The following is a 15,179-nucleotide window of genomic DNA, read 5'->3' as shown; positions in this document are numbered from 1 at the left end:
TGGAGAGACCTGATGAACAAATTTTCGATGCTACTGGGTGGCGCATCTGCAGTGGTCGCTTTGCCCGCATTTGCGGCCGACATTGTGATCGGCGTTCCAAACTGGGCCTCGGTCAACGCGACGGCGCATATCCTTGAGGTTGTGATCGAAGAAAACCTGGGGCTGGATGTCGAGCTTCAGAACGGAACGAACCCGATCGTGTTTGAGGCGATGGACAGTGGGTCCATGCATGTCCACCCCGAGGTTTGGATGCCAAACCAGCAAAACCTGCACGACACTTACGTAAAGGATAACGGCACGGTCGTTATGAACCAGAACCCGGTTCAGGCCGAGCAGGGCATGTGTGTCCCGACGTACATTGCCGAACAGCATGACATCAAATCAATCGATGATCTGAGCGATCCGGACAAAATGGCCATTTTTGACACTGATGGGAACGGAACCCCAGAAGTGTGGATTGGAGCACCTGGCTGGGCCTCAACTGTGGTCGAGAAAATCCGTGCAAAATCGTATGGTTACGATCAGATCTTTGATCTGACTGAGTATGAAGAGACAATCGCCTATGCAAACCTCGCCAACGCCACCAAGGCGGGCGATCCCTGGATCGGCTTCTGCTACAGCCCGCACTATATCTTTGTGACGCAAGAGCTGACTGTGCTGGAAGAGCCGCCGCATGATCCGGCAACCTGGACCATCGTGCAGCCCACGGATGATCCCGATTGGCTGGCTAAGTCTGAGGCGTCCTCGGCCTGGAATGGTGCGACCCTGCACCTGCACTATGCCAAGGAACTGGAAGAGGCCTATCCCGAAGTTGCGGCTCTGTTTGCCAACTACCAGATGCAGGGCGATGACCTGAGCGCGATGGGTAAGGCGCTGGCTGTAGACAACGTCGAGGCCGCGGATTTCGCGCGCCAATGGGTGTCAGATAACGAAGACACTGTGATCGGCTGGTTGACCAACTAAGCCATACATATCCGGGCCGTTGCGAAAAATCGCAGCGGCCCGTTTCCTATCTGCCTGGCGCAACGACGCCTTCATGGGGGGCAAATGGACGAATCTGTCGTAAAACTTGAAAATGTCTGGAAAATCTTCGGCAATCGCGCTGCCGAGGCCATGGATGCCGTTCTGAAAGAAGGGCTGACCAAGGCTCAGGTTCTGGAACAATATGGCTGTGTTGTTGGTGTGCAGGATGCCAGTTTCGAGGTCTCGCGCGGTGAGATATTTTGTATCATGGGTCTGTCTGGCTCAGGCAAATCCACTCTGGTCCGGCATGTGAATCGCCTGATCGAGCCCACGGCGGGCAAGATCGAAATTTTGGGTAAGGATGTTTCCGCCATTTCCGAGAACGAATTGCGCCGCATCAGGGCGCAACAAATCGGGATGGTGTTTCAACACATGGCGCTGATGCCGCACCGGTCGGTACGCGACAACGTCGCCTATCCGCTGGAAATCCGCAAAGTCTCAAAATCCAAGCGCTGGGCGGTATCCGATCACGCGCTGGGCCTTGTGGATTTGACTGGGTACGAAGACCGCCTGCCCAAAGAATTGTCAGGCGGGATGCAACAGCGTGTGGGGATCGCACGGGCGCTTGCCTCGGACCCTGAAATTCTACTGATGGACGAGCCGTTCTCGGCCCTCGACCCGCTCATTCGGTTGCAATTGCAAGATCAGTTCAAGGCGCTTGTCGCGCAGTTGAAGAAGACAACGTTGTTCATCACGCATGACCTGGACGAGGCCATTCGCATCGGACACAGGATCGCCATCATGAAGGATGGTGTCATCGTTCAGATCGGCACTCCGGAAGATATTGTTATGAACCCGGCTGACGATTATGTGCGCGAGTTCGTGCAAGGCATCTCGAAACTGAAACTCGTCAAGGCACATTCGATCATGGAGCCAGTTGCCAGCTATTCGGGATCGCTGGATGGTGCGCCCCGCGCGGATGAGGGCGCAGATCTCGATCAACTGATTGATCTGGCCGTCAACACGGAGATGCCAGTGGTCATCACAGATGCAGGTGCAGACGTGGGTGTTGTAACCAAACCGCGTCTGCTGCGCGGAATTCAGGGGGGCAAAAATGACTGATGCAGCCATGGAAATGAAAGTCACCGCCGCCTCGGATATCGAAGTCGACCGCGAGACGCTGGATCAATCGATCCACGAATTCGCAGGGCCGAACGGCGACTACTACGTTAATGCGTTTCACAAGATCCATGACGCAACCAGCCCTGTCCCGAATACGTTCAACCTTTGGGCTGCCGTTCTAGGGCCATTCTGGTCGGCCTCGCGGGCAATCTGGGGTATGTTCTGGACCTTTCTGATCCTCGAAATCATCGCCTGGGTGCAGATCGGGCGCGGCGCCTGGGGCAATCCGGGTGCAGATTTCGCTGACCGGGCCGCGCGCCAGCAGGAACGCGCGGATGAGCTGCTTAGTCGGGCCGCCGCCGCGACCGAGCAGGCGGATATCGACCGGTTCACCAAACTGGCTGAGAACATCCAGAAAGCGGCGGATACCAGCCTTGAACGCGCATTGGCCGCGCAGTCCGAGGCCACAGGTATCCTGCTGACCGGTTTGCTGATGCTATTGGTGTTCAAGCTGGTGCAGGGGTTCTACGCGGATCGTATTTACGAGAAGCAGTATTCCAACTGGCGGATCAACCCTGACAGCGTTGAAAGCGGGCGCTCGACCCGAAACATCGTGATGGGAGCGATCCTGATCGCCGCGATCGGCCCGCTGATCGTTTACAAATTCACTGTAAATGCATCGCTGCCATTGCTGGATGCCTTCCCAGAAAAGGAAGTGTCCGCTGTGTTCCTCGGCGAGGGCGGAGGCACCTTGTTCTCAGCGCTTGCCAACTGGATGGAGGCGCGGATTGATGCTGCGGCTGCCGCCGGGGGCGATGTGTTTGATGGGATCGTAGCGGGTGTTCGCTCGGTTCTGGATGCGCTGACCATTGCGCTGATCGGATCACCCTGGCCGGTGGTCATGCTGGTCATTTGCGTGACCGCGTGGCGCGCGGCTGGTCCTCGGGTTGCGATCTTCACCGCGGCGTCGTTGGCGTATATCGCACTGCTGGGATACTGGGATGTGGCGATGGAGACGGTTGCTCTGGTGGGTGCAGCGGTGATCCTGTGCGTCGTGTTCGGCATTCCGCTGGGCATTTGGTTCGGCAAATCGAAGCGCGCCTATCGCGCAGCCGAGCCGGTGTTGGACCTGATGCAGACCCTCCCCGCGTTCGTCTACCTGATCCCGATTATCGCTTTCTTCGGCACGGGTAACCCGCCGGGCATTCTGGCCACCATCATCTTTGGTATGCCGCCGGTCATTCGACTGACCGCGCTGGGGATGCGAGGGGTGCCAGACAGTATCAAAGAGGCTGCGGTCGCCTTCGGTGCCTCGAAATGGCAACTGCTGAAGGATGTGGAGATACCGTTGGCCTTGCCCTCGATCATGACAGGGGTGAACCAGACCATCCTGATGTGCCTGTCGATGGTGGTGATTATCTCGCTGATTGGCGGCGGTGGTCTGGGCAAGGAAATCCTTGAGGCGCTGCAATACGCGGCCAAGGGTCCAGGTCTGCTGGGCGGCTTTGCCATCCTATTCTGCGCGATGGTCATCGACCGGATCGTGCAAGGGGCCTTCCGGCGAGAAGACGAGAAAATCTGAACATGCGCGCCCCCGGTTCCCGCCGGGGGCGTTTTTCTGTGAGGGAGAGCGAAATGGTGGATCGTTACGAACAATCCATGATGGACAACCTGTATTGGTGGGGCGTGCCAACACTGTTTCGCTGTCCCAATATCGGCCCCGAGGGTCAGGATATAGCCCTGGCGGGTGTGCCGCATTCCACCGGCAATGGCACCACCGAACGGGATCAGCATCTGGGCCCGCGCGCGCTGCGCCATGTCTCAGCTGTGCAGCGCCGGGTTCATTCGCTGTTTCAGATCGACCCGTGGACCAGTGTGAAAATCGCAGACGTGGGCGATGTGCCGTTTCCGCGCGCCAATGATAACGAAGCCTGTATCGAGCAGATCACCAAATTCTACAAAGATATTGACGCAGCCGGTGCGCGCCCGGTTTCGATTGGCGGCGATCACTCGATCACTGGCGGCATCGTTCAGGCGCTGGGCTGTGGCAAGCTAGCGGGAGGCGAGCCGGTAAGTTTCCTGCATCTCGACGCCCACACGGATGTGTTTACCAAGGTGGATCACTTTCTGGGCGCCAAGAAATCGGCTGCGCATTGGGGCGCGTATCTGGCCGATCAGGGCCAGGTTGATCCAAGCCGATCCATGCAGATTGGCTTGCGGGGGCATCCGCGCAGTCTGGACTGGCTGCAACCGTCTTATGACTACGGCTACAACATCGTGACAATGCGCGAGTTTCGCCAGCGGGGTCTTGCCGACGTCGTAGCGCAAACGCGCGAAGTGCTGGGCGACCGTCCGGTCTATATCACCTTCGATCTGGATTGCCTCGACCCGACCGTTGCGCCTGCGGTGTCCAATCTGGAACCCGGCGAGAAGGGATTCGATATTGATGAGGCGGTGGGCCTCCTACATGCGGCGCACGGCTTGAACATTATCGGCGGGGATGTGGTCTGTATGATGCCCACCAAGGACAGCCCGAACAACATTACCGCGCTGACAGCGGCTGCGGTGATGTTCGAGATGATCTCGATGATTGCCGAAAACGTCAGCTAGCGCCGCGCATCCACGGCCTGCGCCAGCACACAGAGCAGTTCGAACATCAGTGAAATACCAAGCCATGCCGTGCCCCCGTTTGGATCGAACGGGGGGGCGACTTCGACCAAATCCGCGCCCACAAGGTTCACGCCGGACATCTGCCGAATGACCTGTTGCGCCTGAAAACTGTTGGGTCCACCGATTTCAGGCGTGCCTGTGCCGGGGGCGTAGGTTGGGTCGACAAAGTCGATGTCATAGGTGCAATAGGTCGGGGCTGTGCCGACAATCTGTCGGACCTCGGCCATGACATCGTCGATGCCGCGGTCGAACAGTTCCTCGATGCGGATAATACGAATGCCTTGCGCCTCGCCCCATTCGATATCCTCGGTATTGTAGGCGGTGCCCCGAATGCCGACCTGAACAAAGCGTTTGGGATCGACCAAACCCTCTTCGACCGCGCGACGGAACGGGGTGCCGTGCGTGAACTTGTGGCCGCCGAAATAAGTGTCGAACAGATCGGTATGGCTGTCGAACTGGATCAGACCCAGCGGGCCGGACGCTGCCAAAGCCCGCAGGACGGGCAGGGTGGTCAGGTGATCCCCGCCAGCGGTGAGCGGGGTGATGCCATCTGACACCAGACGACCGTAGAAGCTGGTCACGCGATCCAGAGTGTCGTCAATGTCCACCGGATTGGGTGCAACATCCCCCAGATCGGCGCAATTCACCAAGGAAAACGGGCTAACACCGGTCACCGGGTTCATGGCGCGGATCATGGTAGAAAAGTCGCGCAATTGCCGGGGGCCATGCCGCGCGCCAGGCCGGTTTGTCGTGCCGCCATCCCATGGGATGCCGACCAGCGCCAGATCGACGTCTTTGTATCGCTCATGCTCGGGTGTCAGGTTCGGCAGGCGCATGAAGGTTGGAACACCTGCAAATCGCGCAAGCTCCATCGCTGATACCGGTTGAAAAAACGCGTCTGCCATGGTGACCCCTTGCTCCTAATCGTCGTGCGACCCTAACCGGCTGGCGGCGTGTCGCCAATCGATAGTTTGGGGTCAGTAGAGAATGCGGAACCGCTTGCGAATCTCTTCATCCTGCTCTGATGTCAGATAGGCCGGGTGGTGTGTTTGCAGGGTTTCGATCGCCTGTTCGCGGGCATTGGTCCAGGCGTCCTTCGCTCCGTCCTCTTGCCATGTGCGCGGCTCGGTCCGGTCGGCAAGGGCGGGGTAGAAATAATCCCGCTCCATGGCTTCATAGGTATGAGAACTGCCGAGAAAGTGACCATCGCCCAGAACCGACTGGCAGATCGCCTCGAAGCCCAGGTTTCCTTCGGTCACTTCAATCCCCCGCAACGCGCGGTACGTGTGAGAGTGCATTTCGTTGTCCAGCACAAAGGCTTCAAAACTCGCACCCAGCAACGACGCGGTCATGCCCGAGCTTTCATAGATCAGGTTTCCACCGGCCAGAGCAGCAGCCAACGAGGTCATGCCCTTCTCAACCCCATATTGCGCGTCAATCGCCTTGGCGTCGGTCATCGAAGCTGCGACTCCCGAGGGCAGGCCCAGCCAGTTGATGATCTGGGCCGAGGCGGCGTTCAGGATGGCGGTTTCCCCACTGCCGCCCGCAAACGCCCCTGTGCGTAGATCAACGATGAAAGGCCAGTTGGAAAACACCATCGGAAAGCCGGGTTGGATCGTGTTGACCATCACCAGACTGGCCAGTGTCTCAGCCAGCGATTGCGCTAGAAACCCGGCCAGTGTCGCCGGTGCCGTCGCCCCGGCCTGCGCGGCTGTGATGCAGGACATCGGGATCTTGTGACGGACGCATTCATAGACAACGTCCACCGCATCTTCGCCGTATCGCAACGGGGATATTACCGGGCTGATATGCGCCTTCAGGAACGGACGTTCGGAAAACGCGCCGGGGCCACCCGCGGCAATGTCCAAGAGCGAGACAATCGGGGCCACATGTTCTGCCAGAGTGAACGAGGTCGCGACAGGTTTCGTGGTGTTTTTGACAAGCGCATAGGCGGTGTTTACGTCCAGATCCAAAACATCGGGTACGTCTGTCGCGACGCAACAGCGGGTGAACCAACTGACGTTGGCCAGCGTGTCCTGCAGCCGCGTGAAATCATGCAGATCGGCGAGGGTTGAGGGGCGGTACACGCCGCTCTCAAGATCCAGTGTCTGAACCGCGGCGCCTCCGGTTCCGAAAAACACCCGATCGCCACCCACTTCGATGGATCGCGCCGCGTCTCGGCCGTGCAGGGTGAAGGTTTTGGCGGCTGTGCTGATTGCGTTTTCGACCATGCCGCGCGGAAGCAAAACGCGGTCTTGTTCAGCCTCCAACGCGCCCGCCGCTAGTAGATTCCTGCGCAGCCGATCCGGAACTTCACCCATACCGAGCGTTTCCAACAGGCGAAGCGCGGTATCGTAGATTCGGGAAACCTCAGCTTCGGTCAGCGGTTTGTAGAACCCGCCGACCTGTCCCGGTGCACAGGGATCAACCTCGGGTTTGGCGGCCCGTTGCGCATGGCGGGCCTTGCGGCCGCTTCTTCTGTTTCCGTCCGATGCCATGCGCAGGGCGCTCCTCCGTCTTATCTGGGATCACCGTAAAACTCAGAGATGGCTACCCGCAAAACCAGAAATCAGCCTTTTGAAATCTAAAACTGCAGTTTCGATTTTTTCAAACTCGCAAAACCCGCGTTGCTGACGGGCCGGGTTTGTCGCCACCATCTGAAAGACGCAGGAGGGAGCGCGCGATGAAGTCACGCACAAAGGTCGTTGTGATCGGAGGGGGGATCGCCGGATGTTCCACCTTGTACCATCTGACGCAAGAAGGCTGGAGCGATGTGGTTCTGGTTGAACGGAATGAGCTGACATCGGGCACCACATGGCATTCCGCCGCACAAGTGACGAATTTCGGCATGAATCAGACGATGGTTGGGCTAAAATCCCACTCGATCCGTTTGTACAAGGAATTGGCCGACGATCCGGATTATCCGATCAACTACCACCACGCCGATGGGGGCATTCGGCTGGCCAATACCGAAGCGCAGATGCAAGGCTATCGCCATTTCACGTCGATGGCGCGGGGGATGGATGTGCATTTCGAGGTGATCGACGCTGAGGAATGCGCCCGCAGGCATCCTTTGATTTCGACCGACAATCTGGTCGGAGGGCTGTGGGATCCGCTGGATGGCGATATTGATCCGGCGCAACTGTGTCAGGCTCTGGCGCGGCGTGCCCGCAAGGCAGGGGCCGAGGTCTATCGCAATACACCGGTGACAGGGCTGGTCCAGCACAGTGATGACACCTGGACCGTGCAGACCGAACATGGCGATATCGACTGCGACATCGTCGTGAATGCCTGCGGCTATCGCGTGAATGAAGTCGGCGCGATGATGGGGGTTCAGCACCCGGTCGCATCGATGGAGCATCAGTACTTTCTGACAGAAGAGATCGCAGCCATTCGTGACGCAGGCCATCGGATGCCGCTGCTCAGATGCCCGATCAGCGACTACTATTGCCGTCAGGAAAAGAACGGCTTGCTGGTTGGGTTCTACGAACAAGATTGCAAAACCTGGGGCATGGACGGGATTGATCCAAATTTCGTCAACGCCTTGTGCCCAGATGATCTGGACCGCGTAACGGACGTTCTGGAAGGGGCCTTTGCGCGGATGCCCGCCTTGATGGAGGTTGGTATACACACCGTCGTCAATGGTCCGATCACCTACACGATCGACGGCGCGCCTTTGGTTGGGCCGATACCCGGCAAGCGCAACGCATTTTGTATTATCGGCCTACGCGCTGGCCTGGGCGAAGGGGGCGGGCACGGCTGGCTGTTGGCTCAACAGATCGTGCATGGCGAGGCCTGTTATGACACCTGGTGTCTCGACCCGCGGCGCTTCACCGGTCATGCCAACGTAGAGCTTACGGCGCTGAAAGCCATTGAGGATTATCAGAACGAATTCCGATTTCATTTTCCACACGAACATCGCCCTGCGGGACGTCCGGCCAAAACCACGCCTTTAACCCCGGTTTTGGCTGCCGAAGGGGCGGAATTCACTGTGGTGAATGGGTGGGAACGCGTCGACTATATCAAACCCCATCCCGAGTTCGAACCGACCCTCGGTTTCGACTTTGACGAAAGCTTCGACATCGTCGCATCCGAAGTCCAGAACGTGCAAACCAATGTCGGGTTGGCGGAGGTGAATGGGTTCAACCGGATCGAGATCACCGGATCGGACCGCCATGCCTTTCTGGACCGCGTGTTCTGCGGCACGGTGACGAAACGCGAAGGCCGGGTGGGGCTGGGATACTTGCTGAACCATCACGGAATGATCAAAGCTGAGGCGACGGTTGCGAACTTGCCCGCCAGTGATCGCGGCCCTGCGCGGGTCTGGTACGGCTCGGCGGCGGCCAGCGAATATCATGACATGGATTGGCTCGACCAGCATCTGCGCGCGGACGAGGATGTGTGTCTCAGAAGCCTAACCAACGACCAGACGATCCTTGTTTTGGCAGGCCCCAATGCTCGCGCAGTCTTGGCCGGATGTGCCCGTGGTGATTGGTCCGCAGACGCGTTTCCATGGCTCAGCGTGCGGGAGTGTTTTGTCGGTATTGCACCTGCGACGGTGATGAACTTGAGTTTTTCGGGCGAGCTTGCCTATGAAATCCATGTACCCAATTCATCGCTCTATGCCGCATACTTAGCTTTGCGCCAGGCTGGGTGCGTGTTTGATATGCGCCTGTTTGGCGCGCGCGCGGTCGAGTCGATGCGAATGGAGAAAGGCTTTCTGCATTGGAAAGCCGATCTGATCACCGAATTCGATCCTTATGAGACCGGTTTGGCCCGGTTTGTGAAACCTCAGAAAGGTGATTTTATCGGGCGAGAGGCCTTGGTGGAACGGCGCGAGAAAGGGCCGTCCAAATGCCTCGTGACGCTTTCTGTGCAAACCGACCAAGCGCCAGCACATGGCGGGGCCTCCGTGATGCAAGAGGGGCGTGTGGTCGGGACGGTGACGTCGGGCGAATGGGGGCATCGGACAGGGTTGAACCTGGCCTACGCCTTTGTCGAGCCCGATTGCGCCGACATCGGCACCAAACATGAAATCGACATGTGTGGAACGCGAGTTGAGGCAATGATCATCGCGCCATCACCCTATGACTCACAGTTTGAGCGAATGCAGAGCTAGGCACTAAACTGCGCAATTTGGCTATTTAAGCCGCCTTCTTGGCCTCAAATTCAACTTCCGCATTGCTGTCTCTGCGATTCTCTGTTTCGGTTTTTCCGAAACAGAGAGACGGGAGGAGACGCGCGGATGTCGAAATCGCTAAGTTTGCGCTGGCTAGAGGTGTTCCAGTTGATCGCCAAGTCCGGATCCATCCAGCAAACAGCGTCTGAAACGGGGTTGTCGATCAGTACCGTTTCGAACCATCTGCGCAGTCTGGAAACCGCGCTGGGTATTGATCTGGTTGATCACGGGCGCCGCCCGATGGGCCTGACCCCTGCAGGCGAGGTGTTCGCACGATATGTGCGTGAGGGGCTAACCGTGCTGAAACGGGGTGAGGCGGAAATCCGGTCTGGGAACTGGTTGCACGCCACATCTCTGCGATTGGCCCTCGTTGATGATTTTGACAACCAGGTCGCGCCGGAACTGTTCCGCTATCTGGCGCAGACGCTTCCCCGGTGTAACTTTCGGCATTTCACCCGTCCGAGCCATGAAATCATTGTTAAGTTGCAGGAGCATAAGTTGGATGCCGGTGTTGCCACACGCCCCCCGGGCCGCACAGAGGGGCTGATCGAATACCCGCTGCTGCGCGACCCGTTCCTGGTCATCCTGCCCAAGACCTATTCCGGCACGGTAGAAGACGTTCTGAAACCGGATGCTGATTTGCCGTTCTTGCGGTATTCCCGCGACTACACGATCGGAAAGCAGATCGAAATTCAGCTGACGCGCAGCAAAATCAATCTGCCCAATCGGTTCGAGCTAGAGTGCAACCAGTCCATCGCCGGGCTGGTCGCCGAAGGCAGTGGATGGGCGGTGACCACCGCCGCCAGCTTTCGACGTGCGCGCCGGTTTCACGACAACATCAACGTGCAGCCCTTTCCTGGCAGAAACTTTGCGCGCACCGTGTCTTTGTTCACGACCGAAGTCTATCCGTCCTCAACGTCGATGCTGATACACCGCGTGCTGAGTAAACTGATCAAGCAAAACTATTGTGACCCGATCTGCACCAGATATCGCTGGATCGAACAGGACTTTCGCGTTTTGCCGCTCGAATCCGCGTAGCAAGAGCAGGCGCAGAACAGAACAATCCCTTTGTCCACCGCTCGGTTCGTGCCAGACTGACACGCGTACGCAGCGGGATCGCGAAGATGTCTGAACCGAAGTTAAAAGGCTGGAACCATATCCCAGAGGCTCCAATACAGGTTTCTCCCTTTTTCAGGTGGCCACTCAGACCGCTTTCTATGCTGCGCTGGGTTTGGGAATCCTGGCTGCTGATCTCTGAGAAGCTCATCATCCTTGCAATCTCCTGTGCCTGCTACCTGTGGCTCAGTCCCAGCTTAGAGGAGGCGGCGCAGCTAGAGGTCGGGTGGATCGCGCAGATTTATATTCGAAATCTGGTTCTCATCTTTTGCATCGCGGGGCTGCTGCATTTGTGGTTCTACAAGTATTCGGCGCAGGGGGACCGGCTAAAATATGATCCTCGGCCTTTGATGCTGAAGGGCAAGCAATTTACCCTCGGCGGGCAGGTGCGCGACAACATGTTCTGGACGTTAGGGTCAGGAGTGTTTTTCTGGTCGGCTTACGAAGTGTTGATGTTTTGGTCGCTGGCAAATGGCTACGCCCCTTTGGTGACATGGGGTGCGAATCCGATCTGGTTTGTGGCGATCTTCCTGCTGATACCGCTTTGGGAAAGCTTCTATTTCTATTGGATTCACAGGCTGATCCACCTCCCGTTTCTGTACAAACACATTCATGCGGTCCACCACAGGAACATCAATGTGGGGCCGTGGTCCGGACTGTCGATGCATCCGGCGGAACATGCGATCTACCTTGGTTCGGTCCTGATCCACTTTGTGGTCGGAGCGCACCCGCTGCACATCATCTTTCACCTGCAATACTACACGCTGACGGCGGTGACGACGCATACGGGCTTTCAGGGGTTGGTGATCAAAGACAAGAACAGGCTGGCCTTGGGCACGTTCCACCACCAAATGCACCACCGGTATTTTGAATGTAACTATGGCTCGCTCGAGATGCCGTGGGACAAGTGGTTCGGCTCGTTCCATGACGGCACGGTTGAGGCGAATGAGCGCATGCAGGCACGCCGCAAGTCGATCATGGGTAAATAGTCAGGCGACAGGACCCAAGGACTCGCGGTTGATCACATTGGTTTCCAACCGCAGCGACTGGCCGGTTGAACCTGTTTCGATCATATCAATCAGCTCGACGGCGGCTTTGCGGCCCATTTCACGATGGGGTACATGCACGGTTGTCAGCGAGGGGCGTATGATCCGCGCCAATTCGATGTCATCGAACCCGGTGATCGAGACTTCATCCGGGATCGAGATGCCCATCTTTTCCGCCTGACGTACCGCGCCGACGGCCAAAACGTCGTTGCCGCAAAGAACGGCGGTCGGGCGCTGGGGCAGGGACATCAGCTGCTCGAAAGCGGCCGCTCCATTCTCGATCTCGTAGGTCGTTTCGATTACGTTTAGCGATGTCTCTGGCAGGCCATTTGCCCGCATTGCGTCCCTTATCCCCTCGATCCGGAACCGCGCGCGGTCATTACCTTGCGTCAGCGCAGATATCGCCGCAAGGCGCGTATGCCCAAGTTTCATCACCTGTTCGGCCAGCGCCTGCATCGCCTGGCGGTTGTCAAACCCGACCGACGGAGCACTTTGATTTGGGGCAAAAGACCAGGCCACAACAACCGGGATTTTCTGCCGATCCAGATAATCAAAGATACGCGGATCGCGGTCATGACCGATCAACAACAGCCCGTCTGCTCCACGTGCGACCAGGGTGCGGATCTGTTCTTCTTCGGCCTCGGGTTGATAGGCTGAGCTGGACACCAGTAGGGTATAGCCCTGGTTGTGAATCTCTTCCTGAAAGGCCTGTAACCCTCTGGCAAAGATGGCGTTTTCCATCGTTGGGATGATCGCGCCGATGGTGAAGGATCGCTTCGCGGCCATGACCCGCGCCGCAAAATTGGGAGTGTACCCCAGTTCTGAAACCGCAGCCATCACCCGGGTGCGCGTCGCCTCGACCACGCGCTTCGGGTCATTCAAACACCGGGACACTGTCGCCGTAGACACACCTGCCTTTTTGGCGACGTCATCCAGGGTAGGTGCTGACCAGGGTTTTGGCATTTTCAAACTCATGCTTCGATTTCTTTGAACTTTATCCTGTTCGTGGGTCTGGGGGAAGCATCAATGTAAGCGCTTGCATTTATGATGTAAGCGCTTACAAATGAAGATGGACCGATTCTATAGGGAGTCCCGGAAATGTTTCTTGCAGCCTCGATCGTCGTGTTCGCCATCTATTTTGCGAACGTTGCCTTGGGGGCCTTCGCAAATGCTGCAGTTTTCGGAGATGTCGGAGAAATGTTGGTCCTGTTCGCGGCGTCGATCCTGTTCGTTGTCGCAATTTTGAAAAAAGAGGCCGACCGCGATACCGAAAACGGCGGCTGAATTTTCTGCTTGGGAGGGCACTTAATGCACAACGACAAAAACGAACTGGCGTCCGCGGAGCGCCGCAATTTCCTGAAACTGAGCGCCAGTGGCGCATTCACAGCCGCCCTAGTCGCGGGCGCTGGTGGTGTACTTTGGTCATCCGAGGCCGCAGCACAAACCGCCAAGGAAGAAAGCGAGCGTGAAAAGGCGGCCGATCATGTGATGACCGTCGCAACCGCCTATGTGCTGGGAGCGTCACGTAGCTACCCGATCATGCAGTTGGACCTGAAAGAAAACATCCAGAACGCAACCAACGGCAAGGTGTATGTGAAACTAGCGCCGGGCGGTCAGTTGGGTGCGGGTGGCTCACTTGTACAGAAAGTGCAGGGCGGAACCATTCAGGCCGCGCAGCATTCGCTGTCGAACTTTGCGCCCTTTGCCTCGACCGTCGACCTGATCAACATGCCATATCTATGCGGGTCGAACCAGCGTTTCACCAATCTGGTACATTCTGACACTTGGAAGAATGAGGTGCATCCCAAGGTCGAGGCCGCAGGCTTCAAGGCGCTGTTCTATGTCGTGATCGATCCCCGCGTGGTGGCAGTGCGTCAAGGCGGCGATGCCGTCATCACGCCGGGCGATATGAGCGGGATCAAGTTCCGCGTACCGGGCTCGAAAATGCTGCAGCAGTATTACCGTATGGTCGGTGCCAACCCGACGCCTGTTGCCTGGGGCGAGACCCCCTCGGCCATCAAGCAGGGCGTTGCCGATGCGCTTGACCCGTCGGTGGGTGCGCTGTTTGTGTTCGGCTTCAAGGACATCCTGAGCCATGTGACCTTTACGCAGGCAGTTCCGGACAGTCAGGTCTATTCCTGTAACCTGGAATGGTTCAACTCGATGCCCGCCGATGTGCAGGAAGGCATCATGTGGGGCTCGGAAATGACCAGCCACCAGAACCTGTCCAAGGTTCCTTCAGCGCGCGCCTATGCCATGGCCGAGCTGAACAAGGCGGGCGTCCAGTTCCACTCGCTCAGCGACGATCAACTGGCTGAATGGCAGGACGCAGGCGGCTATCAGAACGCTGACTGGGATCCGTTCAAGACCGAGCTGGCCGGATCGATGGATAACTTCGAGAAACTGGTCGAAGCAGCCGGTACGCAGGGCAAATACTACGTCCACGACGCCTAAAGCGATCTAGGCGGGTGCGCAGTGGCGTACCCGTTTACTCCACAATAAGCAGCATGTTGAAGCGGTTATCGTGACCGCATTCTGAAGTGCTGCCAAGAATTGGAACCGGACATGACTGTACTTCAGAAAATAGACCGGGATGCCGAGCGCTGGCTGCTGCTGGTGTTTTACGTGATGCTGGTCATCACCATGGCAATCGAGGTGCTGCGACGCGAGATTTTCGCCTATTCCTCGATCTGGGGCGAAGAGATCGTACGGTATTCCTTTATTTACCTCGCATGGATCGGAGCCGCCGCCGCAGTGAAGGAACGCGCGCATATCCGTATTGATGTGATCATGCATTACCTCAGGCCGCGCCCCAAGGCTCTGCTGTATATCTTCGGCGATCTGGTGATGTTCGTTGTGGCGATCATCGCGCTCTACTGGTCTTACGAGGCGGTGCATGTCTCGGCCAAGTTCGGCTCGGTCACCGATGGGCTGCGGATATCGAAAGTCTGGTTTCTGATGGCGGTGCCAACCGGATTTGCGCTGATGATCTGGCGCCTAATCCAATCCCTGATGCGCGACCTGAAATCCCTTCGCGACGGCACGCCCGTCTTCGAAGGCGACAAGCTGTTTGACTGAGGAGA

General features: G+C 57.7%; 13 protein-coding genes. 10 read left to right on the top strand and 3 right to left on the bottom strand.

What is annotated here, in order from left to right; genetic code table 11:
* Positions 1–12: 12 nt before the first annotated feature.
* The 4 genes from ABLN87_RS05160 to ABLN87_RS05145 all read left to right on the top strand — a co-directional run bounded on the left by ABLN87_RS05160 (position 13) and on the right by ABLN87_RS05145 (position 4,695).
* Positions 13–963: a glycine betaine ABC transporter substrate-binding protein gene (locus ABLN87_RS05160; protein ID WP_170532402.1), complete on the top strand. Its 951-nt coding sequence runs from the start codon at positions 13–15 to the stop codon at positions 961–963.
* An 84-nt stretch (positions 964–1,047) separates the two neighbouring features.
* Entirely contained in the window at positions 1,048–2,085 is a 1,038-nt protein-coding gene (locus ABLN87_RS05155; RefSeq protein WP_353008051.1) for a quaternary amine ABC transporter ATP-binding protein, read from the top strand.
* Positions 2,078–3,667, top strand: coding sequence for an ABC transporter permease (locus ABLN87_RS05150; protein ID WP_353008049.1), 1,590 nt, complete (start codon positions 2,078–2,080; stop codon positions 3,665–3,667). Before ABLN87_RS05155 ends, ABLN87_RS05150 begins: the two co-directional genes overlap by 8 nt.
* Before the next feature lie 53 nt (positions 3,668–3,720).
* Positions 3,721–4,695 carry an arginase family protein gene (locus tag ABLN87_RS05145; RefSeq protein WP_353008048.1) on the top strand — a complete coding sequence of 325 codons (975 nt, stop codon included), beginning with the start codon at positions 3,721–3,723 and terminating at the stop codon, positions 4,693–4,695.
* Here the strand turns inward: ABLN87_RS05145 and speB are convergent.
* Positions 4,692–5,660, bottom strand: coding sequence for an agmatinase (speB, locus tag ABLN87_RS05140; RefSeq protein ID WP_353008046.1), 969 nt, complete (start codon positions 5,658–5,660; stop codon positions 4,692–4,694). The genes ABLN87_RS05145 and speB overlap by 4 nt on opposite strands.
* A gap of 72 nt (positions 5,661–5,732) precedes the next feature.
* On the bottom strand, positions 5,733–7,253 hold the full coding sequence (locus ABLN87_RS05135) for a trimethylamine methyltransferase family protein (RefSeq protein WP_353008044.1): 1,521 nt from the start codon (positions 7,251–7,253) through the stop codon (positions 5,733–5,735).
* A gap of 185 nt (positions 7,254–7,438) precedes the next feature.
* Here ABLN87_RS05135 and ABLN87_RS05130 point away from each other — a divergent pair, with 185 nt between their 5' ends.
* From ABLN87_RS05130 to ABLN87_RS05120, 3 genes are all read left to right on the top strand, one after another.
* Positions 7,439–9,874, top strand: a complete 2,436-nt coding sequence (locus tag ABLN87_RS05130) for a GcvT family protein (protein ID WP_353008042.1) — start codon at positions 7,439–7,441, stop codon at positions 9,872–9,874.
* A 126-nt stretch (positions 9,875–10,000) separates the two neighbouring features.
* A complete protein-coding gene (locus ABLN87_RS05125; protein ID WP_353008041.1) occupies positions 10,001–10,972 on the top strand; it encodes a LysR family transcriptional regulator in 972 nt (323 codons plus the stop codon).
* Positions 10,973–11,058: 86 nt separating this feature from the next.
* The gene (locus ABLN87_RS05120; protein WP_353008039.1) at positions 11,059–12,039 is read left to right on the top strand and encodes a sterol desaturase family protein; all 981 of its coding nucleotides are present in this window, start codon (positions 11,059–11,061) and stop codon (positions 12,037–12,039) included.
* Here ABLN87_RS05120 and ABLN87_RS05115 read toward each other — a convergent pair whose 3' ends face one another.
* Positions 12,040–13,059 (bottom strand): LacI family DNA-binding transcriptional regulator, encoded by a 1,020-nt coding sequence (locus ABLN87_RS05115; RefSeq protein ID WP_353008387.1) that lies wholly within the window; start codon positions 13,057–13,059, stop codon positions 12,040–12,042.
* A gap of 135 nt (positions 13,060–13,194) precedes the next feature.
* On the opposite strand from ABLN87_RS05115, the gene ABLN87_RS05110 reads away from it, so the two are divergent.
* From ABLN87_RS05110 to ABLN87_RS05100, 3 genes are all read left to right on the top strand, one after another.
* Positions 13,195–13,380, top strand: coding sequence for a hypothetical protein (locus tag ABLN87_RS05110; protein ID WP_353008038.1), 186 nt, complete (start codon positions 13,195–13,197; stop codon positions 13,378–13,380).
* Positions 13,381–13,404: 24 nt separating this feature from the next.
* Positions 13,405–14,550: a TRAP transporter substrate-binding protein gene (locus ABLN87_RS05105; RefSeq protein WP_353008037.1), complete on the top strand. Its 1,146-nt coding sequence runs from the start codon at positions 13,405–13,407 to the stop codon at positions 14,548–14,550.
* 111 nt (positions 14,551–14,661) lie between these two features.
* The gene (locus ABLN87_RS05100; RefSeq protein WP_353008036.1) at positions 14,662–15,174 is read left to right on the top strand and encodes a TRAP transporter small permease; all 513 of its coding nucleotides are present in this window, start codon (positions 14,662–14,664) and stop codon (positions 15,172–15,174) included.
* The last annotated feature ends 5 nt before the right edge of the window (positions 15,175–15,179 follow it).

Origin of the sequence: Ruegeria sp. SCP10 (genome assembly GCF_040329495.1) — a bacterium.
GTDB lineage: Bacteria > Pseudomonadota > Alphaproteobacteria > Rhodobacterales > Rhodobacteraceae > Ruegeria.
The sequence above is the reverse complement of the archived record's forward strand: the minus strand, read 5'-3'. Positions and strand labels throughout refer to the sequence as shown.